Genomic DNA, 18,610 nt, shown 5'->3' on the forward strand with positions numbered 1-18,610 from the left:
CGGTGAGAACCGTGAAATATTCGTGGGAAGAATTCGCGAGAAAAATGGGCGTTGAGCCTCAGATTCTGGAGAACGAAGAGGCGAGACTGTTAAAGAGGTTCGTTGACGATCTGGTCTATCCGTCCCACTGTCAGTTCTGTCAGGGACTGGATCTGAGCAATCCCAATCCGGTTCATCATCCAAGCTACGAGCTTACTCCAGCGTGCAACCACGACTGCATATTCTGCTATTCAAACGTGGCAGTAAAGCTTGGAAAGGCACCGAAGCCGGGCTATTACGGCTGGGAAAACCCAAAGGCAATAACGGTTTCACAGTACGGGGAGCCACTGTTTTCACCTAGGATAGTGAAAGTCAACAGAATGCTCCGCGAGAGGTTTCCGGAGGCCAGACTTGATCTACAGACCAACGGTTCCCTCTTAACGGAAGAGCTCTGGCAGAAACTGGACTTTGACCTCGTTATGATAAGCCTCGACGCGGCCACCAGGGAGAAGCACCTGGCCATAACCAACGCTGACACCTTCGACAACGTTGTGAACGCCCTTAGAATAGTCGGAGCCGACAAGTCAGTTCGCTCCATCGTTAGGACGATATTCATGCCGGGAATAAACGACGAGGACATACCAAAGATAGCCGAATTAGCAGCTTCACTTGGCGTGGACGAGATGATGCTCCAGCCGCTAACGGTGCACGAGCTGAACGTTGAACGGCTGAGAAAAGCAGGTCTTGACTTTGAGAGGGCAGAAAGTATCCGGGAGTATCTCAAGGCCGCAATGAAGGCGAAGGAATATATAGATGTCCGCATAAGCGGCTGTCAGCTGGCGATATATCGGACAATGGATCCTCTGACGCTTTTCAGCGCGAGAAGGATTGCAAGGGACGTTGCCCCTCTTGTGAAGAGGAAGCGGCTTCTTTAGTTACTACTCGCAAGTTTTAAGTATTTTTATTTTCCAAGACACCCTTCGGTGAGCGCCATGCTCCATGAGATTCTTGCGTGGTTTTTTCTGCTGGGATTTCTCCTGATTAATGTTATGATTATATTTATCAGGCTCTTTGGTAGCATAGCCGGAATGACGTGGAGAAAGCTGCTCAGGCTTGAGATATCCGAAAACGAAAAGAAGGACCTGGAAAAGTTTTATACCATTGTCTGGATAGCAGTTGGGACTTGGGCCTTCTGGCAGCTGAAGAACGCTAGCTGGATTGCAGCGATATTCGGCTTCATTGCCTTCAGGAGCGGGGCAAACATAACGAGAACTCTCGTTTATGGCCTCCACGATACCCGGCTCATAGAGCAGTATACTGATGATAGTAGAGTTCTGGCTCTCGTTGGAAAAGCTACCCAGCTGTCCATTCTCACCGAAACTATTTTTGTGGTAGCTTTCGCTTTGGTGTACAAGACCCTTTCAGTGACGCTCAACTCCAACGGTATGAGTGCCAACAGCTTCATCATACTCCTCTGGCTGGGCGGCTTGGCTTTTGGAGTGCTCTTCGGGCGGCTCATAACTAGAAACAACCAGGGAATACTCCTAAGAAACGCAATGATAACTGTGGGCTTCTTCACGGGCAGAGCAGGAAGGCAAAAAGTCAAAAAGGTTGGGGAAACGGCCCGGTCAAAGCTTCCCGGGAAGGAACTCCTCAAAGAGGGAAGATTCTCCAGAAGGTAATTTTTTAAACTGCCCTTCTTTCTTTCCATCATGCTCAAGTGCTCACTCTGCATTCACGACGAGAGAACGGCAAAGATAGATATCCTCGACGGAAAGCCGATATGTAGGGAGTGTCAGGTCTACATGAGGCACCCCTTCAACAGAGAGGCCATAAGGCAAGAACTCGAGGATTTAATGAAAAAGGTAGATAAAGCCATTCTCGCCTTTTCAGGCGGTAAAGACAGCACAGTGGCTCTCTATCTTGCCAAAGAAGTTTACAAGGTTCCAGAACTTGAGGCTGTCATGATAGATCACGGCCTCATGGCGGAAGAGGCGATAGAAAACGCTAAAAGGATAGCCGAGCACCTCAACGTCCCTTTCAGAATTCTGCGCTACGACTATTCCGACATCTTCAGGGAAGCTCTGTTAAAGGCGGAGTCACCTTGCAGGCGCTGCTCCAAGAGGACTATGGAGAGGCTCAGAAAATACGCCCTCAAAAAGGGCTACCGCTACATAATCACTGGGCACGAGCTTCCCTTTGGACATCATCCCTACAGGCTCATGAGCGGCGGTGTGATGCAGATAAGACTGCTAAGCCTGATGCCAGAGAGCGAGAGGCTTGAGATACTCAAAAATCTCCCATTCAAGCTCCCCGAACTTACAGGTTATACCACCAACTGCCTCGTCTTAGGACCAGCTCTGGAGCGCTACTGGGAGAAGCACGGCCACAGCTTCGAGCACAGAAGGATAGCTGCCCTTGTCCGCTATGGCCTGCTGGATAGGGAGAAAGCCGAGAGGGAAGTGGCGAAGCCCAAAGTGCCTGAGAAGCAGAGGAAGCTCGTGTACTCCAAGCTTGGACTTGATATGTCAATACTAGAGTAATGCTTTAATTCATGTGAAGCTTTTATTTTATCCTCAATTTATGGGGGAACAAATTACTCCTATGGCGCAAACGTTTATAAAGTGTTGCATTGGACTAAAGCCTGGGAAAGTAGCCACAAGTTGTGAAGAAAAAGAGTCGGTAGCATCACTAGAGGGAAGCTTTCAGAATGTTCAGAGCTGTTCTCAGAACGTCCTCTGGTGGGAGTTTAAATCCACCTCCCCTTGCCAGCACCTCGCTCCCACCTCCGCCACCGCCAACCTTGGCGAGGACTTCCTTAAGGAGCTCGTTCATCGATATCCCTTCCACGTCCCTGTTCTTGGCGAAGATTACGTAGTTCTTTCCTACAACGAGAGCGATTGTTCCCGGGTTCTTGTCGACGAGGTAAACCACGAAGGCCTGAGCGTCCTTCATGTCGGCACTCTCAATGTGGGAGACAATCCTCACTCCACCAATCTCCTCGGCCCTATCGAGCAAAGCCTTTGCCTTCCACTCCCACAGTTCTTTCCTTAGATTATCCTTTTCCTCCTCGAGTTTATCGAGCTCCGCTTTGAGATCCTTCACACGCTCAACGAGGGGGCGGTTCTTGTTGGGCATCTCATCGAGACTCTCCCAGTAGTCAGATAGGAGCTTGTTAAGGTATTTGAGGGCCCGGTTTCCAGCCACAAACTCTATGCGCCAGAGTTTCTTGCTCTTTCTGTAGAAGTTCACCACCTTGATTATCCCGACTTCCCGTGTGCTTTTTACATGCATACCACCGCAGGGAATCACATCGACACCTGGAATACTCACTATTCTTATGGGAGGCGTGACCTTGTCAGAGAGCTCCTTCCTGAGCTTACCCTTCAGCTCATCGGGAAGCTCCTCGTGAAACTCAACCCCAATGGGCAGGTCAAACCAGGCTATGGCGTTGGCCTTCTTTTCAACCTTGGAAACAGTTTCCCAGGTGAGCTGGCCGGGATAGTCTATCTCGATCTTGTTGTAGTCTTCAAATATCTGAAAGCCGGTTGTGTTGGCATCACAGAGCTCTTTGAAAACTGCAGAAAGAATGTGCTGGCCAGTGTGCTGGCGCATGTTCTCGTAACGCCACTCAGCGTCGAGGAGGAGCCTCACAGGCTCTCCAACTTCTGGAAGTCTGCCATTGAGCTTGCCCTCGTGCCATATCTCATCCTTGCCGGAAACGTGAGTCACCTCTATCTTAAAGTCCTCACCGAGTATCCAGCCCCGATCAGAGGGCTGACCACCTCCCTCTGGATAGAATATCGTTCTGTCGAGGAGTATCCTGACTTTCTCTCCGTCAGTCTCAACCTTCTGAACTGTAGCTCCAGCCTCCCAGAGATAGGGGTTTTCGTAGAACAGCTTAACTGTCATGCCATCACCGTTAAAAGAAGGGAGGCGAGAAATAAAAGGGTTTTCATGAACCTTCGGCCTGTGCCCTAGCCTCGATGAGGGCCTTAACGCGCTTGAGCCTGAAGAAGTTCTCGCGCTCCATCTCGTCGAGGCGCTGCTTGATGAACTTGACGGTAGCTTCCATCCTTGGAATTATGATGTATTCAAGCGCATTGACACGCCTCTTAGTGACCTCAATCTCTCTGGCGAGCCTCTTGAGGGTCTCCTCGACTTCAGCGAGACGGACGGCTAGATCAAGCACCTCCTCGAACTTCTCCGCGGCCAAGTCAACCCTCGGCGAGCTAGAGACAAAGGCGTACCCTCTCTCGCTGGTGCTCCTTCTGAAGGATTCCGCCTCTATAAGGGGAACTGAAACTCCCATGACGTTCCTCTTTTTAATATCAACTTCCTTGTTGGGCTCAACGCTCAGGCTTATCTCCTTAAGGCGGAGCATTCCGACGTCTATCTCCGCCATCTGGAGGGCCTTGAAGGCCTCCTCCATCTTCCTGCCGAGCTCTTCCCTGAGGCTTAGGGCCTCGTCGTAGATGGTAAAGAACTCCATGATAAGGGCGTCCTGCTTGTCCTTGAGGAGCTTGTGGCCCTTCTTGGCTAACTTAATGCGCCTCTTGAGGTTCAGGAGCTCCATACGGGTCGGCTTGACGTTGAGCAGCTCTGCCATCTCGACCACCTAAAGGTTGAAGGGAGGTCAGCCCTCCCTCTTCCTGTACTTGGGGTGGTACTTGAGGATGTACTCCTTCCTGACACGCTTGAGCTCGCTCTCCGGAAGCTCAGCAAGGAGCTCCCAGCCGAGGTCAAGGGTCTCTTCGATGCTCCTGTCTTCGTCGTAGCGCTGGGCGATAAACTCTCTCTCAAAGCGGTCGGCGAACTTGAGGTACTTCCTGTCGGTCTCGCTAAGGGCTTCCTCACCAACGACTGCGACGAGATCCCTGAGGGACCTACCCTCGGCATAGGCGGCGTAGAGCTGCTGGCTGAGCTGCGGATGGTCGTCCCTGGTCCTGCCCTTACCGATACCGTCCTTCATCAGACGGCTGAGGCTCGGAAGGACATCGATTGGTGGATAGATACCTTTCCTGTAGAGCTCTCTGCTGAGAACTATCTGGCCCTCGGTGATGTAACCGGTGAGGTCTGGAATCGGGTGGGTGATATCGTCGTCGGGCATGGTGAGGATAGGCATCTGGGTAATGCTTCCCTTCTTGCCCCTCACACGACCAGCACGCTCGTAGATGGTGGCTAAGTCGGTGTACATGTAACCTGGATAGCCACGCCTACCCGGAACCTCCTCACGAGCGGCGGAGATCTCACGAAGGGCCTCAGCGTAGTTGGTCATGTCTGTGAGGATAACTAGAACCTGCATGTCGTAGTCGAAGGCGAGGTACTCGGCAACGGTGAGTGCCATACGCGGGGTGATGATACGCTCGATTGCTGGGTCGTCGGCGAGATTGAGGAACAGGACTGCCCTCTCTATTGCTCCGGTCTCTTCAAAGCTCTTCTTGAAGAAGTTGGCCTCCTCGTAGGTAATACCCATCGCAGCGAAGACGACGGCGAACTGCTCCTCTTCGCCGAGAACCTTTGCCTGTCTGGCTATCTGTGCAGCCAGCATGTTGTGGGGAAGACCTGAGCCGCTGAAGATGGGCAGTTTCTGGCCGCGGACGAGCGTGTTCATTCCGTCGATGGCCGAAACACCGGTCTGGATGAAGTCCCTCGGATAGGCACGGGCGACAGGGTTAAGGGGAGCGCCGTGGACGTCACGCCTGTCCTCAGGAATGATTTCAGGGCCGCCATCGATGGGCTTACCAATACCGTTGAACACCCTTCCGAGCATGTCCATGCTGACCGGAACCTTCAGCGTCTCGCCGGTGAATCTTACACGGGTTGTCTTTATGTCGAGGTCTCTAGTTCCCTCGAAGACCTGGACGATAGCCAGGTCCTGCCTTGCCTCGAGAACCTGTCCCTTCCTCTTCTCGCCGCTCTCGGTCTCTATCTCAACGACCTCACCGTAGGCGACTCCCTTAACGCCCTGTACTATCATGAGTGGTCCGTAAATCTTGCTAACGGTTGAGTACTCCATTCCCGGCATGAGCATCACGCCCCGTACTTCTTAAAGAGCTCCTCAAACTGAGCGTTGGTCTCGTCTATCAGTGCGGCAACCTTCTCAATCTCTGGCTCGAACTTCATACGACCTATCTTCTCCCTGACCGGGAGCTTGGCTATCTCGTCGACTGGAACGCCCCTGTCAACGGCCTCCATGGTCCTCTCGTAGAAGTTGAGGATAACCCTCATCATAGTTACCTGCTTCTTGGGCGGGCAGTAGGTGTCGACCTCGTCGAAGGCATCCTGCTGGAGGTAGTCCTCACGGAGCATTCTAGTGACTATGAGTATCGCCTTCTCCCTGTCCGGCAAAGCGTCAGGACCGACTATCCTGACAATCTCCTGGAGCTCGGCCTCCTTCTGGAGGAGCTCCATAGCCTTATCCCTCATTGCCCTCCACTCGGGGTCAACGTTCTTGTGCCACCAGTCCTGGATGGAGTCGACATAGAGTGAGTAGCTTCTCAGCCAGTTGATTGCCGGGAAGTGCCTCCTCCTGGCCAGGTCAGCATCGAGAGCCCAGAAGACCTTGACGACACGGAGGGTGTTCTGAACAACCGGTTCGCTGAAGTCTCCACCCGGCGGCGAGACTGCACCGATGACGGAAACGCTTCCAATCCTCTCGTCGCTTCCGAGGGTTATGACACGACCGGCACGCTCGTAGAATTCGGCGATCTTACTGGCAAGGTAGGCCGGATAACCTTCCTCACCGGGCATCTCCTCGAGACGGCCGGAAATCTCACGGAGTGCCTCAGCCCACCTGCTCGTGGAGTCGGCCATGAGAGCGACGTCGTAGCCCATGTCACGGAAGTACTCGGCGATGGTGATTCCGGTGTAGATGGAAGCCTCACGCGCAGCGACGGGCATGTTCGAGGTGTTGGCTATGAGAACGGTTCTCTCCATGAGAGGCTTTCCGGTCTTCGGATCCTTGAGCTTCGGGAACTCCTCAAGAACGTCGGTCATCTCGTTTCCGCGCTCACCGCAGCCTATGTAAACGACGACCTGGGCGTCACTCCACTTGGCAAGCTGGTGCTGGGTAACGGTCTTTCCTGAACCGAACGGACCGGGAATGGCAGCAGTTCCACCCTTGGCCTGGGAGAAGAAGGTATCTATCGTCCTCTGTCCAGTGATGAGTGGAACCTCCGGCGGAAGCTTCCTCTTGTAGGGCCTCTTGACACGGACCGGCCAGCGGTGGTACATCTTGAGCTCCTCTATCTCACCATTGGGCTTCTTGACCTTGGCTATGACCTCTTCAATGGTGTAGTCGCCCTCTTCGACAATTTCAACTATCTCACCCTCGACCCACGGTGGAACAAGAACCCTGTGCTCAATGATGCTGGTCTCCGGGACGACACCAAGGATGTCGCCACCGACGACCTTGTCGCCGACCTTAACCTTAGGGGTAAAGTGCCACTTCTTGTCCCTCGGGAGGGCCGGAGCTGTGAGACCCCTCGCAATGAAGTCGCCGCTGAGCTCCCTGAGAACCTCAAGCGGCCTCTGAATACCGTCGTACATTGCGGTGAGCAGTCCGGGACCAAGCTCGACACTGAGCGAAGCACCGGTTCCTTCGACCGGCTCGCCCGGCCTTATGCCTGCCGTTTCCTCGTAGACCTGGATGACTGCCTTATCTCCCTCAAGACGAATGATTTCTCCGATGAGTCCCATTTCGCCGACCCTGACGACCTCGTACATCTTAGCGCCCTTCATGTCATCAGCCACGACGAGTGGGCCCGTAACACGAATTATCCTTCCCATTTCCTTCACCTCTTCAGCTCAACACCAATGGCTCTTCTAACTATCTCCTTAATTGCCTCTTCCCCGAACTTGGAGCCGGATTTGTCCGGCACCTGAAGGATGATTGGAAACGTAACGTCGGGAAGCTCAATCTTCTGGACGAATCTCTCGGTTATCAGGATTATCCCGATATCTTCCCTCTCAACAAGTTCGTTGAGCTTGTTCTTCAGCCTCTCCATGTCGAGCGGAGTGTCCTCAAAGGAGTAAACTTCGTGAGCGCCAGCGAGCTTGAAGCCCAAAGCCGTGTCCTTGTCTCCGAGCACTGCTATCTTCATGCGGCATCACCCACGAATTCCTTTATCCTCTCTGGCTCAACTCCGTCATCTATGAGCTTCGCAATAGCCCTGAGCTTCCTGACCTCCCGCTCCTTCTGAAGGATGTAGCTTAGAGATGTCGCCACACTGAGCGGGTAGAAGCGTGTAAGCTCGTTCATCCTCTCCCTTATGTGCCTGTCAAGTGCCCTCTCGAGAACACTTAAGTCCCTCTCGACCTCCTCTCTGACGTCCCTGATTACCGCCCCGTACCTGGTGGAGTCGAGCTCGGCTAAGGCCATGCTTAGGTCATCGACGTGGAGTATGGAGTCGAGCTTAATTGTTCCACCGGGTATTATAAGCGGCTTTATCTCTTCTGCACCCATCTTTGCAGCCTTCGCTCTCAGCACTGTGAGTATGTTGGTTTTGTCGATCTTGAGTCTGACAAACTCCTCTAGGATAACCCTCTCGTCCTCTTTCTTCGAGAGAGCGTAGTTCAAGAGCTTAGCGTAGTGCATCCTGTAGAGCTCAGTTTCAAACTCCTTAAGGGAAATCTCGCCGAGCAGGAGCTTCTGGTATGGCTCCTCGTAGGGTGTGCCCTCCAGTATGACGAGTATCTCCTCCATGGTCTTTGCTTCTGCCATAGCTTTAACCTTGGGAAGCATTGTGCCAATCTCGACGACGTAGTCGCTCGCCGGTTCGTTTACCATCTTCGCCTTGATGACGCTGGTTATGTTCCTGACGTCCCACTCTTCCAGAAGGAGCCTAAAGAATGGGTTAACCCTCTTCGGGAGGATAGTGACCATTAACTCGTAGGTGCCTGCCAAAGCTCTCTCCAAGGCCCTCTCAATCTCCTCAACGGTGTAGTTTGAAACGCTCGCAAGGTAGTCCTTGTAGTCGGTGTCCTCCAGGCTGACCACGAAGTTGTTGAGGGTTCTGCTCTCGGCCAATTCGTTGAACCTCTGCTCGCTGAGGAGCTTCGCTTCCATGGCCTTAATCCTCGCGTTCGGATAGGAGTAGGGGGTATACTTCCAGATTATCCTTGCTGTCTTGTAGCCCACCCAGGTGAACACCACCGCCAGAGTAGTGTTGAGGATTCCAGTTACCGCTCCTGTCTCCATTAGCCTCACCCGAAGAGAGCCTTGGCTATTGCCGCCCTGAGCTCGCCCTCAAACCTCTCTATCCTGGACTCGAAGGTGTTATCTACCCTAACAGTTCTGTCGGGGGTCTCGACGAGGATGCCGCCGATTGTGGTGATCGGTTCACCGAGGGTGACTTCAACGTCCCTCCCGAGCTTTTCAGTGAGAGCCTTCTTGAACTCGTCGAGCCTGCCCTCCAGGAGCTTCAATGTCCTTTCGTTGGATTTCACGACGACGCTGCCGCTTCCAAGCTCTTCGACAGCCTTGCCAGTTAAATCAACGAGCATCGGGAAGTACTCTTCCTCAGGAAGTTCGGCGAGCCTTTCGCGGAGGGCCGTTATGACCTCCTGGATGAGGGCCTCCTGAACTTCGAGCCTCTTCTTTCTTATCTCAAGCTTGGCGTTGGCTATTATGCGCTGCTTTTCTATTTCAGCCTGGGTCTGGGCCTTCCTGAGTATCCACTCAGCTCTGGCCTGGGCCCTCTTTCTCGCTTCCTCCCTAATCTTCTCCGCTTCCTTTTGAGCCTCGCTGAGTATATACTGTATCTTCTGCTCCGCCTCCCTGTTTATCTCCTGAATGATCAGCTCTGCTCCTTCCATCCTCCTTCCTCCTTAGGCTATAAAGAAAGTTTGGGAGTCAGAAGCCGACTCCGGTAACTATCATGATAAGGGCTCCAACGAGACCGAAGATTGCCATGGTCTCGGCCATAGCCGAGAATATGATACCCTGGGTGAAGGTCTTCGGGTTCTTGGCAACCGCGCCGATGCTTGCGCTGGCTATGATACCCTGTGGTATGGCCGAGAGACCGGTAAGGCCGACGGTAAGGCCAGCACCAAGGAGTATGGCGCTCTTAACTATGTTGTCCAAGTTGTTCGGGTCGGTGAACTTAAAGCCGCCACCGAGGATTCCTGAGACCATCAGGATGAGGAACAGCGTAATGAGTCCGTAAATGCTCTGGGTCATTGGCAGACCCTCAAGGATGAGGGCGTTCTTGAAGTTCTTCTCGTCCTCAGCGACCACTCCGGCAGCGGCTGCACCGGCTATTCCGACACCGAACGCCGAGGCTGCACCTGCTATACCAGCGGCGAGTGCCGCACCAAGGGATACGTAAACTATCGGGTCCATTTCTCAAACACCTCCTTAAGCTTCAAACTCTAACTTTGAGATCTCCCTTTTGGCCTTGAAAGGCTCGAAGGGCTTGCCTTCACCTGAGTAGAACGTCCCGAAAAATTCAACGTACTGGAGACGGAGCGAGTGGACGAACGCTCCGAGGGCGTTGATGGCGACCGAAAACAGCTGGCCGCCAACGAAGAGGATGAGACCAATGACTATGCCTATCGGAACTGGACCTATGCTAACACCCCAGACCATCTGGACGAGGATGTTGATGACCATCGCTATTCCAGCGGTAGCTAAGGCCAGTGCCATCAGCCTTGCGTAGCTGAGCCAGCTGCCGACAAAGCCGAAGAAGTCCGAGATGGTCAACAGCACAGCCAATGCACCGTTCCTGAACTCGCCGATTGTGAAGAGCACTAGGCCAGCCCCGAAGAGAGCCTTGCCCGGAAGGGTGAGGGCTTCCTTGCCGGTCATTCCGAGCGCGAGGAAGACAACACCGAGTATTATGAGCATCCATGAGAGCTGGTCGAGGATTGCGTCTTTGACTTCGCCGTTCTTCACCTTGACTATGAAGCCTATTGTATAGCCAGTGAAGAGGTGAGCTAGGCCTATCGCCAGCGCCAGCTGGAGGACTACCAGCGCGTCTGTCATGCTGTCCCACTTGCGCCAAACGTTGAAGCCCGCCAAGTCAAGGGCGTTGCCGAAGTAGCTACCAAAGAGGACACCCATAATCATGGTGAAGGCCGCGCTAATGAGCAGAGTGTAGGCAAACTTGTATGCACCATCGTTGAACTTCCTGTGGCCCTTGACGAGCAGTGCAGCGACTATGGCTATTATAAGGCCGTACATGAAGTCGGTGAGCATGAAACCGAAAAAGAACGAATAGGTGAAGGTTATTATCGGCGTCGGATCAATCTCGTTGTACTTGGGGACACCGTACATCTCGGTAAGCATCTCGAAGGGTCTCGCCCAGCTGGGGTTCTTGAGCTTAATCGGAATCTCGTCGAGCTCCTCCTTGCTCGGTTCCATAATGTTGATGTAGGCCTTACCGTTGGTGACTCTCTTTATGCCCTCCAGAACTTTCGGAACCTCGCTCCTCGGGAGCCAGCCGGTCATGGCAAATGTCATGTTGGTTCTAGCGAGCATTGGAAGAACCGTCGCTTTGTCCCTCTCGTTCTCCATGAGCTCCTGGTAGAACACCACGTCCTCGTAGTACTTCTTCGCAAGCATTTCTGCATCCTTCTTGGCCTTCTCAAGCTCCCTCTCCTTGGCCCTAAGCTTCTCCTCGTAGACCTTTATGAGCTCCCGTGGGGTTCCCTCTCCCTCTGGAACCTCAACCCTCTCGAGGGAGTACTTGGCTAAGACTGGATTGGCCTTCTCGTAGTCCCTCTTGAGGAAGGCAAACACGACCAGAACTTTGTCTTTGAAATCCTTGGAGACAAAGACAACCCTGCCCTCGGCGGCCTTCTTTACCTCCTCAATGAGCGGGTTGAACTTGTTCCTGTCGACGGTTCCGACGACTATTTCGACCATATCTGTGGGCCTGAGATAGGAAACGTCAAGGTTAAGCGCCGAAAGAAGCTCCAGAATCGTTATGTCCGCCTTTATCCTCTCGATCTCAGTCTGAGTCGCGGTGATTTTACCTTCGACGGCCTTTATCTCGGGCTCGACGACGCTTAAAAAGTCCTCAACGTCTTTTATGAGCCTCTCGATTCCTTCATATTTGTAAGTCTTCTTCGCCCTCTCGGGTGGGAAGAAGAACTCCCTTATTCCTCCGCCATTGGCCTTTCTGTAGGTTTTAAGAAAATCAACCAGTCTGGAAATAGTTATGCTGTACGAGGCAGCCTTTCTGTGGTACTCGTTGGGGGAATCCTTCTGGGCAACCTTGACTTCCAGCTCCCTGATTTCCACAACACCCTGCTCATGAAGGTAAGTCAGTAAGGCATCCTTGTAACGGTTGAGCGTGATTACCTCGATTTTGACCATCTCTTCGGGCCTGAACATCTCAGCTCCCTCTTACGAGCTCTATGCCAGCGGAGATGGCCCCCTCAAAGTTTGTGGTGGCCTTTATCTTGAGCTCCTCGACCTCAGCCTCGCCCTCCTCGAGGATTTTCTTGGCCTCTTCCTCACCCTCGAGGCGGGCCTTTTCAATGAGGGCCTTTGCCTTCTCCTCGGCCTCCTCGATTATTTTGCTCTCAATGAGCTTTGCCTCTTCCTTTGCTTTAAGGACTATGGCCTTAGCATCTTCCTTTGCCCTTTCAATCCTCTCCTCGGCCTGCTTTTCAGCGTCAACAATCTGTTTGATGACATCCTCCATGATGAGCCCCCCAATGACCCTGAAAACAGGTGTTCCTCACGCCAACTTTGGCTTCCCTAATTGGTTTAAATAGTTTATGGTAAGTATGGTAGTTTATGGATAATCAAAAGAGTAAAAAGAAAACACAAACTTACTCCAGCTTTTCAGTAGACTTTTTCTTCTCCAGAAGCTCCTTCACATCGTCAAGAACACTGTTCTTGGCAAAGACAATTACCTGGCCTCTCTCTGGCAGCTTCGTATCGCCAGAGGGTATCATCAGGTTGCCTTTTTCATCATAGATGGCTATTATGAGGGCATCCTTGGGTATATTGAGATCCCTGACAAGCTTTCCGGCTATCTCGCTACCCTTTTCTATAGTGAAGCGCACTATTTCTGCTCCCTCCTTGGGGAAGAGCACCCTGTCAAAGCCCGGAGTGACAATGTTTCTGCTTATGTACTCAGCCGCTATCTCCTCTGGGGATATGACGAAGTCGAAGTACCTCTTGAGGTCAGTCACTTCTTCGAAGATGCGCCTGTTCTTGGGGTTTCCTATCCTGAGGGAGGTCTTGATTTTTGGATTAAGGTGCTTCGCCAGTATGCACGCCAGCAGATTTGCATCATCCTTACCTGTTAGAGCCGCGAATGCATCGGCCTGCTTTATGTTGGCCTCTTCAAGCGTTTTCGGATCGGTCGCATCACCCTCGATAACGAGACCGTTAATAAGAAGGGAGAGCTCCTTGGCCCTCTCCTTGTCCATCTCGATTATGGTGACGTCGTGACCCTCTTCCTCGAGCATCTTCGCCACGAGATAACCAACCCTTCCGGCGCCCATTATCACGACGAACATCAGTCCTCACCGAGGATGTATTTGGCTATTTCAGCATATGCCGGCCTCGTGATGAGGATTCCAATGAGCACACCGAGTATCGTCGTGAAGGCAAAACCCTTGAGCGTTCCGACGAAGTAGACCAGCAGGAAGCTCATGGCCGCTATGGTCGTCGCTGCCGAGGCGAATATGACGAAGAACGCCCTACCCATCCTCTTGAGCACGCTGGAACGCCTGGTTATCTTCGTGGTCTTCTCTCCTCCGAGGAGTTCGTCGGTTATGACTATCTGCTGGTCAACACCCGTACCTATTGCGGCGATGATACCGGCTATACTCGGCAGGTCAAGGTTCCACTGGATGAGCGCTGCAAAGCCAAGGATGATTATGGCCTCAAAGAGGCTTGTCGAGGCAACTGGTAGGGCTATCTTCCAGTTCCTGTAGTGGAAGTAGACTATGAGGAGCACCGCTATGAGGGCGCCTATTCCAGCGTAGAGAGCCTGGTTCTTGAAGCCCTCACCAAGCCTTGGGGAAATGAACTCCATGCCAACAACGGTGAGCTTGACCGGGAGCGAACCGCTCTTGAGGACGGTATAGATGGTGCTGGCTTCCTGCTCGGCGGTGAGCCTGTCCGGGGCAGTTCCGGTTATCTGAACGTCCTGCTGAGGAGCGCCGGTTGCAAGACCTTCACCGACCGAATATGGACCATAAAGTCCGAGGACCCTGACGATGAGAGAGTGATCGCTCTCTCCCGGGTTCCTCGGGACGAACCTCACGGTAACATTCACGTTCTCCAGTTCGGCCTGGAGCTCCTGAGGAACGTCCACGAGAACGACCTTCTCCTTACTCTCAGCGAGCTTGGCAATCTCATCAGCGCTCTGATTAGCATATACAACGACGGTTATGTTGAAGGCCTTCGTTATCCTCTCCATGAGGGTCGGAGCTTCCGGAGCCTGAGCGTTGAATTCCGAACTGTTCATGGTTTTGTAAACGCTCTCTGAAACGATAATGAGGGAGTTAACGGGCGGATCAAGGAACATATCAACAGGCCAGCCGGCCTTACCCCTGGCCAGCTCGGCAAACTTTTCAGCGGCGCTCTTAGATATCCTGAAGGGAACGGCCCATGTGTTGTCGGACTTTATCTGGTATATACCCACGTACTCAACGTCCCGGCCGGTTCCGAAGATTACACCTCCAAACTCCATGTAAAAGACACCCTGGCTCTCGATGACGTTCTTGATCTGGTTGGCCTCCTCAGGGGTAGTCACGTTGGCGACTTTGACGAGCACTATCTGGTCTCCCTGAGCCTCCACGGTTATGTCCTTAACACCGAGGGTGTTCAGCCTCTTCTGGAGGGAATCAACAACAAGCTGCATGGTGTCAGCGTCAACGGGATGTTCAGTTTGGGCCACAATGGCCACACCACCGGCGATGTCTATACCGAAGGTGAGCGGCCTAACAGCGAGCGTTGCAATTGAACCAATGAGAACTATGGTGAGGAGGATTATCCTCCAGTTAAGGAAGAGCTTTTTGGTCCTTCTCTTCATTCGTTACCACCCCTGACGGCGTTTCTGTCAAGGTACCACCTCAACACTCCGGCGTTGAGCATCCATGTGTTCATGAAGTCCGCGAGGAGACCGAAGATGAGGACTATCGCTATGTTGTCTATGGTCTGAGATGTTGATATGAGCCAGAGGATAAAGAGTGCACCGAGAGTTGTTGTGCTCATGGTGAATCCAGTGGAGACCGCCGCGAGATATGCATCCTCCATAGTGTCCTCCTTCCTCTTAAGGAGTTTCGTGGTAAGAAGGATGTTGCTATCGACAGTATAACCAATGAGCATGAGCAGTGCAGCTATCGTCGCGGTGGTGAGCTGTATCCCAAAAATCCCCATCATAGCAACCGCTATCGTCATGTCCGAGAGGGCCGAGAAGATTATCGTGAGCGACGGGACGAGGTTCCTGAAGAACAGGAACACAACGACGGCCATTGCAATGAACGCAAAGATAAGGGCCCTTATTCCCTGTTGCTGCGAAATCTTACCAAAGGTCGGCTGAACTTCGCTGTGTGTGTAGTCCGCGTCTGGATATCTGACCTTCATCACATCGATTATCTTGAGGGCGTCTGTTCCAACCGGAGCGTAGACCCTGACACCATTGGTATCAACGCCGGTGAAGCTCTCAACCCTCACATCGACGCCGATCTGGTCGCTTATGTACTTAGCCAGCTCGTCAGGGTTTGCGTCTATTCCATAGGCTGTAACCACCACACCACCCTGGAGGTCTATTCCCAACGTAGGGAAGTTAATTGCAAGAAGAATCAGGGCGACTATAAAGACCACCAGCGGGTAGGTAATCATTTTTTTGTATTCCATTCTTGCGAGGAAGCTCAGCTTCTGCCGCTTTTTAGCGCGAACGGCTTCCCCGGCGGTGGGAATGTCCTTGGTTTTAGACTTCGACATACCTTCACCCCGTTCTGAGTTTTTGTAAAACTTGTCGTTAGTTCGCTTGACGAGTTTTAAAATTAGTGGTTCAAGGCTTAAAGATGGCCACCGTTCACCAAAACGGATAAATGTGCCAAATGAATCGTAGAAAGTTCATTTATGCAGTAACCAACGGGAAACTTCAAAAACGGCAAGTAACTGTCAGTTTGATGCATTCAAAACCCGTTCTGAACAGTTCAACGCTCGAAAGACCCGCCCAGGTCTCTTCGCTTCAGGGCTTAACTTTAAAAAGGGTAGGTTCTACTGGAACAACAGGTGAGAGGCCATGGAGACGATAGGGTTTCACTACGTGGTTGAGGCTGCAGGCTGCGATCCAGAGATCCTCGGTAACGCTGACAAGATAAGACAGATATTCCTCGAGGCTGCCAAAGTAGGCAAAATGGAGGTCAAAGCAAGCTATTTCTTCAAGTTCTCACCGACCGGTGTCAGCGGAGTGGTCATAGTTGCAGAGAGCCACATCTCGATTCACACCTGGCCGGAGAAGGGCTACGCCGCTCTCGACGTCTACACCTGCGGAACCACCGCGGATCCGGAAAAAGCCGTTGACTACATCCTCGACAAGATAAAGGCCCAGTATGCTCACGTTTCAGAGATCAAGAGAGGTATCGAGGAGGACGACGAGACCTTCACCCACATGATTCTTACCTGGGAAGAGAAGCTCGAGAGAAAGAACGGAGATGAGAAGAGCTGAACCTCAGAGTAGACTTTTAATCTCCTCTATCTTCTTCTCCAAGGTGGTTGTTATCTCCCTTACCTTCTTGAGCTTGTTCTTAAGCTCTTCGTTCTCCCTTCTGAGCTCCCCCGCTAATCCTTCAAACTCTCTGAGTTTCTTCTCAAGCTCATCCTTCTCAGCCAGAGCATCCCTCAGTGCCCTCTCAAGTTCACCCACTTTGGCCTCAAGCTTTTCCTTCTCCTTCCTGAGCCTCTCGTACTCCTCAAGGGCAACGAGCTGGCCGCCCTTGGCCAAGACCTCGACGTTCTTCACAAGCTCGTCGAGCTTGCCCTGCTTGATGAGCTCATAAGTCTCCCTGACAAGCTGGCCGGCTTTAGTTTCACCCTTGAGATGCTTTCTAACGGTTGCCTCTGTCCTGCCAAGCTCATCGGCAATTTCCCTCACTGTCATGCCGGCCTTCTCTCTGGCTATCGCCCCGGCCGCAACGGCCAGGCTGTCGACCCAGGTGAGCCTCTCGGCCGGATCTTTGATGAGCTCTATCACTTCGGGCCTGAAGAGGGTTGCAAAGAGCAGTACACTCTCGAGCCTGTGTATCTCCTCCCTTCCAAGCGGGTTCAGCGGCACCTCCATGCTCTCACCCCCTTCAGTTTTCACTCGAGCTCAACAACTGCCTTCCTCTTCAGAACCTTGTCGGGATAGACGACTATTCCCTTGTCGGTTATCTCAAAGGGGTGCCTCCTCATTGAGTGGCTCGTTCCGCGCATCTTCCAGACAATAAGTGAGCGCTTCAGCTCGCCGTCTATCTCGTCAAGGTCAAGGCGGATTATTCCATCAACACCGTGCTCAACACCGGGTCCACCAAAGCCGCGCTCACCGACGCTTATCTGACTGACGAGTATGCTAGTAACCCCTAGGCCAGCCAAAACCCTTTTGAGCTGCATAACTACGCTCCTCGCCACGGCCGGCTTGTTGATGTAGAGAGTCGTAACCGAGTCTATAACGACCCTCTTGGCACCGATGTCCTTGATGGCCGTTCTGAGGACGTCTATAAACTCGCGGATGTCGGTAAGGTCGTGGACGATGTATTTCTCATACTCCTTGCTCTTGCCGATTCCAGCTGTGAAGGCGTCAACCATGGCAAAAAGACCTTCCTCCTCGTACTTCCTGACGTCCCAGCCGAACTGGACCATGTTCTGCCTGACCTGGATGGGGTGCTCTTCCAGAGCCACATATATTCCAGGCTCGCCGTTTTGTAAGCCGTTCCAGAGGAACTGCTGGCTGAAGATAGACTTGCCCGTTCCCGGGCCGCCGCTGAGCAGAACCACATTCCTCCCGGGAATTCCCCCGTGGAGAACCTCATCCATTCCGGGGATGCCCGTCTTCACCCTCCTAATCATCGGGCGTCACCCCCTTTAGTTACCTTTTGTTACCAATTATGCCTACGCAATAGGTCTTAAAAAAGTTACGACAGGTTAGGAAAAGTCAGCGCTTCCTCCTCAAGAACTCGCCCACGTCCGTGACGTTCAGGATGAACTTGTTCCGGCTGTCTGGATTTATCCTTCCTATACCAAGGATTATCCCGTTCTCGTCAAAAACAACCAGCTTTTTAGTCCCCTGCCAGCTATACTTCCTGACACCGCTCCTCGGGACATCTTTACCGGTTGTGAAGAGAAAGCCGGCCTTTGGGCTCAGAACCGCGTAGTTCTTTTGGATGTCGACAAAATAAAAGAACTCGACGTTGGGATAGAACTTCTCAACGAGGTTTTTGTCAACCTTGATAGTGCCGACAAAGGTGCCATAGGCGTAGGGCTTGATCTTAAGGTTCTCTATCTCCCGCCAGACTCTCTCATTTACCGCATAGACGTCCCGGAATTTTCCTTCGACTATCGCGAAGGTGTGGTGCTTAAGTTCACCGTACTTCTCCGCCTCGCGGAGGATCAGGTCGTACTCCCATGCGGAGGCTCGCCTGTAGCGGAGTTCACTCATCGACATCAATCATG

The 18,610-nt window shown here is 52.6% G+C and carries 20 protein-coding genes; 4 read left to right on the forward strand and 16 right to left on the reverse strand.

Features of this window, described 5'->3' with window-relative positions; genetic code table 11:
* Positions 1-44 precede the first annotated feature (44 nt).
* The 3 genes from E3E32_RS07200 to E3E32_RS07210 are packed head-to-tail and all read left to right on the forward strand — an operon-like array spanning position 45 to position 2,522.
* Positions 45-914: a radical SAM protein gene (locus tag E3E32_RS07200; RefSeq protein WP_167731577.1), complete on the forward strand. Its 870-nt coding sequence runs from the start codon at positions 45-47 to the stop codon at positions 912-914.
* A 57-nt stretch (positions 915-971) separates the two neighbouring features.
* On the forward strand, positions 972-1,661 hold the full coding sequence (locus tag E3E32_RS07205) for a hypothetical protein (RefSeq protein WP_167731165.1): 690 nt from the start codon (positions 972-974) through the stop codon (positions 1,659-1,661).
* Between the two features lie 30 nt (positions 1,662-1,691).
* Positions 1,692-2,522, forward strand: coding sequence for a 7-cyano-7-deazaguanine synthase (locus E3E32_RS07210; protein WP_167731166.1), 831 nt, complete (start codon positions 1,692-1,694; stop codon positions 2,520-2,522).
* A 148-nt stretch (positions 2,523-2,670) separates the two neighbouring features.
* Here E3E32_RS07210 and E3E32_RS07215 read toward each other — a convergent pair whose 3' ends face one another.
* The 13 genes from E3E32_RS07215 to E3E32_RS07275 form a co-directional block, all read right to left on the reverse strand.
* Positions 2,671-3,891 carry a DHHA1 domain-containing protein gene (locus E3E32_RS07215; protein ID WP_167731167.1) on the reverse strand — a complete coding sequence of 407 codons (1,221 nt, stop codon included), beginning with the start codon at positions 3,889-3,891 and terminating at the stop codon, positions 2,671-2,673.
* Positions 3,892-3,934: 43 nt separating this feature from the next.
* On the reverse strand, positions 3,935-4,588 hold the full coding sequence (locus tag E3E32_RS07220) for a V-type ATP synthase subunit D (RefSeq protein ID WP_167731168.1): 654 nt from the start codon (positions 4,586-4,588) through the stop codon (positions 3,935-3,937).
* A 27-nt stretch (positions 4,589-4,615) separates the two neighbouring features.
* Positions 4,616-6,007 (reverse strand): ATP synthase subunit B, encoded by a 1,392-nt coding sequence (locus E3E32_RS07225; RefSeq protein WP_167731578.1) that lies wholly within the window; start codon positions 6,005-6,007, stop codon positions 4,616-4,618.
* 5 nt (positions 6,008-6,012) lie between these two features.
* Positions 6,013-7,770 carry an ATP synthase subunit A gene (locus E3E32_RS07230; protein ID WP_167731169.1) on the reverse strand — a complete coding sequence of 586 codons (1,758 nt, stop codon included), beginning with the start codon at positions 7,768-7,770 and terminating at the stop codon, positions 6,013-6,015.
* A gap of 5 nt (positions 7,771-7,775) precedes the next feature.
* Positions 7,776-8,084: a V-type ATP synthase subunit F gene (locus E3E32_RS07235; protein WP_167731170.1), complete on the reverse strand. Its 309-nt coding sequence runs from the start codon at positions 8,082-8,084 to the stop codon at positions 7,776-7,778.
* Positions 8,081-9,181, reverse strand: coding sequence for a V-type ATP synthase subunit C (locus tag E3E32_RS07240; RefSeq protein WP_167731171.1), 1,101 nt, complete (start codon positions 9,179-9,181; stop codon positions 8,081-8,083). Before E3E32_RS07240 ends, E3E32_RS07235 begins: the two co-directional genes overlap by 4 nt.
* A 5-nt stretch (positions 9,182-9,186) precedes the next feature.
* On the reverse strand, positions 9,187-9,798 hold the full coding sequence (locus E3E32_RS07245) for a V-type ATP synthase subunit E (RefSeq protein ID WP_012572711.1): 612 nt from the start codon (positions 9,796-9,798) through the stop codon (positions 9,187-9,189).
* 37 nt (positions 9,799-9,835) lie between these two features.
* Positions 9,836-10,324: a V-type ATP synthase subunit K gene (locus E3E32_RS07250; protein WP_167731172.1), complete on the reverse strand. Its 489-nt coding sequence runs from the start codon at positions 10,322-10,324 to the stop codon at positions 9,836-9,838.
* A 15-nt stretch (positions 10,325-10,339) separates the two neighbouring features.
* On the reverse strand, positions 10,340-12,319 hold the full coding sequence (locus E3E32_RS07255) for a V-type ATP synthase subunit I (RefSeq protein ID WP_167731173.1): 1,980 nt from the start codon (positions 12,317-12,319) through the stop codon (positions 10,340-10,342).
* A 1-nt stretch (position 12,320) separates the two neighbouring features.
* Positions 12,321-12,632 carry a V-type ATP synthase subunit H gene (locus tag E3E32_RS07260; RefSeq protein WP_167731174.1) on the reverse strand — a complete coding sequence of 104 codons (312 nt, stop codon included), beginning with the start codon at positions 12,630-12,632 and terminating at the stop codon, positions 12,321-12,323.
* Positions 12,633-12,762: 130 nt separating this feature from the next.
* A complete protein-coding gene (locus E3E32_RS07265; protein WP_167731175.1) occupies positions 12,763-13,458 on the reverse strand; it encodes a TrkA family potassium uptake protein in 696 nt (231 codons plus the stop codon).
* Positions 13,458-14,981, reverse strand: coding sequence for a preprotein translocase subunit SecD (locus E3E32_RS07270; RefSeq protein ID WP_167731176.1), 1,524 nt, complete (start codon positions 14,979-14,981; stop codon positions 13,458-13,460). Before E3E32_RS07270 ends, E3E32_RS07265 begins: the two co-directional genes overlap by 1 nt.
* Positions 14,978-15,895, reverse strand: a complete 918-nt coding sequence (locus E3E32_RS07275) for a protein translocase subunit SecF (RefSeq protein WP_167731177.1) — start codon at positions 15,893-15,895, stop codon at positions 14,978-14,980. The genes E3E32_RS07270 and E3E32_RS07275 overlap by 4 nt, the downstream gene beginning before the upstream one ends.
* Positions 15,896-16,202: 307 nt before the next feature.
* Here E3E32_RS07275 and speD point away from each other — a divergent pair, with 307 nt between their 5' ends.
* Positions 16,203-16,628, forward strand: a complete 426-nt coding sequence (speD, locus tag E3E32_RS07280) for an adenosylmethionine decarboxylase (protein ID WP_012572704.1) — start codon at positions 16,203-16,205, stop codon at positions 16,626-16,628.
* A gap of 3 nt (positions 16,629-16,631) precedes the next feature.
* Here speD and E3E32_RS07285 read toward each other — a convergent pair whose 3' ends face one another.
* The 3 genes from E3E32_RS07285 to E3E32_RS07295 form a co-directional block, all read right to left on the reverse strand.
* On the reverse strand, positions 16,632-17,240 hold the full coding sequence (locus E3E32_RS07285; RefSeq protein ID WP_167731178.1) for a hypothetical protein: 609 nt from the start codon (positions 17,238-17,240) through the stop codon (positions 16,632-16,634).
* A gap of 20 nt (positions 17,241-17,260) precedes the next feature.
* Entirely contained in the window at positions 17,261-18,007 is a 747-nt protein-coding gene (locus tag E3E32_RS07290) for a KaiC domain-containing protein (RefSeq protein ID WP_167731179.1), read from the reverse strand.
* An 85-nt stretch (positions 18,008-18,092) separates the two neighbouring features.
* Positions 18,093-18,602, reverse strand: a complete 510-nt coding sequence (locus tag E3E32_RS07295) for a PUA domain-containing protein (RefSeq protein WP_370456365.1) — start codon at positions 18,600-18,602, stop codon at positions 18,093-18,095.
* Positions 18,603-18,610: the final 8 nt, after the last annotated feature.

This window comes from Thermococcus sp. GR6 (genome assembly GCF_012027415.1).
In the GTDB taxonomy this organism is placed as follows: Archaea; Methanobacteriota_B; Thermococci; order Thermococcales; family Thermococcaceae; genus Thermococcus; species Thermococcus onnurineus.

Bases quoted from the DNA above. Each gene is read 5' to 3' on its own strand.
- E3E32_RS07200 (WP_167731577.1), top strand. From the start codon at position 45: ATGGGCGTTGAGCCTCAGATTCTGGAGAACGAAGAGGCGAGACTGTTA.
- E3E32_RS07205 (WP_167731165.1), top strand. From the start codon at position 972: ATGCTCCATGAGATTCTTGCGTGGTTTTTTCTGCTGGGATTTCTCCTG.
- E3E32_RS07210 (WP_167731166.1), top strand. From the start codon at position 1,692: ATGCTCAAGTGCTCACTCTGCATTCACGACGAGAGAACGGCAAAGATA.
- E3E32_RS07215 (WP_167731167.1), bottom strand. From the start codon at position 3,891: ATGACAGTTAAGCTGTTCTACGAAAACCCCTATCTCTGGGAGGCTGGA.
- E3E32_RS07220 (WP_167731168.1), bottom strand. From the start codon at position 4,588: ATGGCAGAGCTGCTCAACGTCAAGCCGACCCGTATGGAGCTCCTGAAC.
- E3E32_RS07225 (WP_167731578.1), bottom strand. From the start codon at position 6,007: ATGCCGGGAATGGAGTACTCAACCGTTAGCAAGATTTACGGACCACTC.
- E3E32_RS07230 (WP_167731169.1), bottom strand. From the start codon at position 7,770: ATGGGAAGGATAATTCGTGTTACGGGCCCACTCGTCGTGGCTGATGAC.
- E3E32_RS07235 (WP_167731170.1), bottom strand. From the start codon at position 8,084: ATGAAGATAGCAGTGCTCGGAGACAAGGACACGGCTTTGGGCTTCAAG.
- E3E32_RS07240 (WP_167731171.1), bottom strand. From the start codon at position 9,181: ATGGAGACAGGAGCGGTAACTGGAATCCTCAACACTACTCTGGCGGTG.
- E3E32_RS07245 (WP_012572711.1), bottom strand. From the start codon at position 9,798: ATGGAAGGAGCAGAGCTGATCATTCAGGAGATAAACAGGGAGGCGGAG.
- E3E32_RS07250 (WP_167731172.1), bottom strand. From the start codon at position 10,324: ATGGACCCGATAGTTTACGTATCCCTTGGTGCGGCACTCGCCGCTGGT.
- E3E32_RS07255 (WP_167731173.1), bottom strand. From the start codon at position 12,319: ATGTTCAGGCCCGAAGAGATGGTCAAAATCGAGGTAATCACGCTCAAC.
- E3E32_RS07260 (WP_167731174.1), bottom strand. From the start codon at position 12,632: ATGGAGGATGTCATCAAACAGATTGTTGACGCTGAAAAGCAGGCCGAG.
- E3E32_RS07265 (WP_167731175.1), bottom strand. From the start codon at position 13,458: ATGTTCGTCGTGATAATGGGCGCCGGAAGGGTTGGTTATCTCGTGGCG.
- E3E32_RS07270 (WP_167731176.1), bottom strand. From the start codon at position 14,981: ATGAAGAGAAGGACCAAAAAGCTCTTCCTTAACTGGAGGATAATCCTC.
- E3E32_RS07275 (WP_167731177.1), bottom strand. From the start codon at position 15,895: ATGTCGAAGTCTAAAACCAAGGACATTCCCACCGCCGGGGAAGCCGTT.
- speD (WP_012572704.1), top strand. From the start codon at position 16,203: ATGGAGACGATAGGGTTTCACTACGTGGTTGAGGCTGCAGGCTGCGAT.
- E3E32_RS07285 (WP_167731178.1), bottom strand. From the start codon at position 17,240: ATGGAGGTGCCGCTGAACCCGCTTGGAAGGGAGGAGATACACAGGCTC.
- E3E32_RS07290 (WP_167731179.1), bottom strand. From the start codon at position 18,007: ATGATTAGGAGGGTGAAGACGGGCATCCCCGGAATGGATGAGGTTCTC.
- E3E32_RS07295 (WP_370456365.1), bottom strand. From the start codon at position 18,602: ATGTCGATGAGTGAACTCCGCTACAGGCGAGCCTCCGCATGGGAGTAC.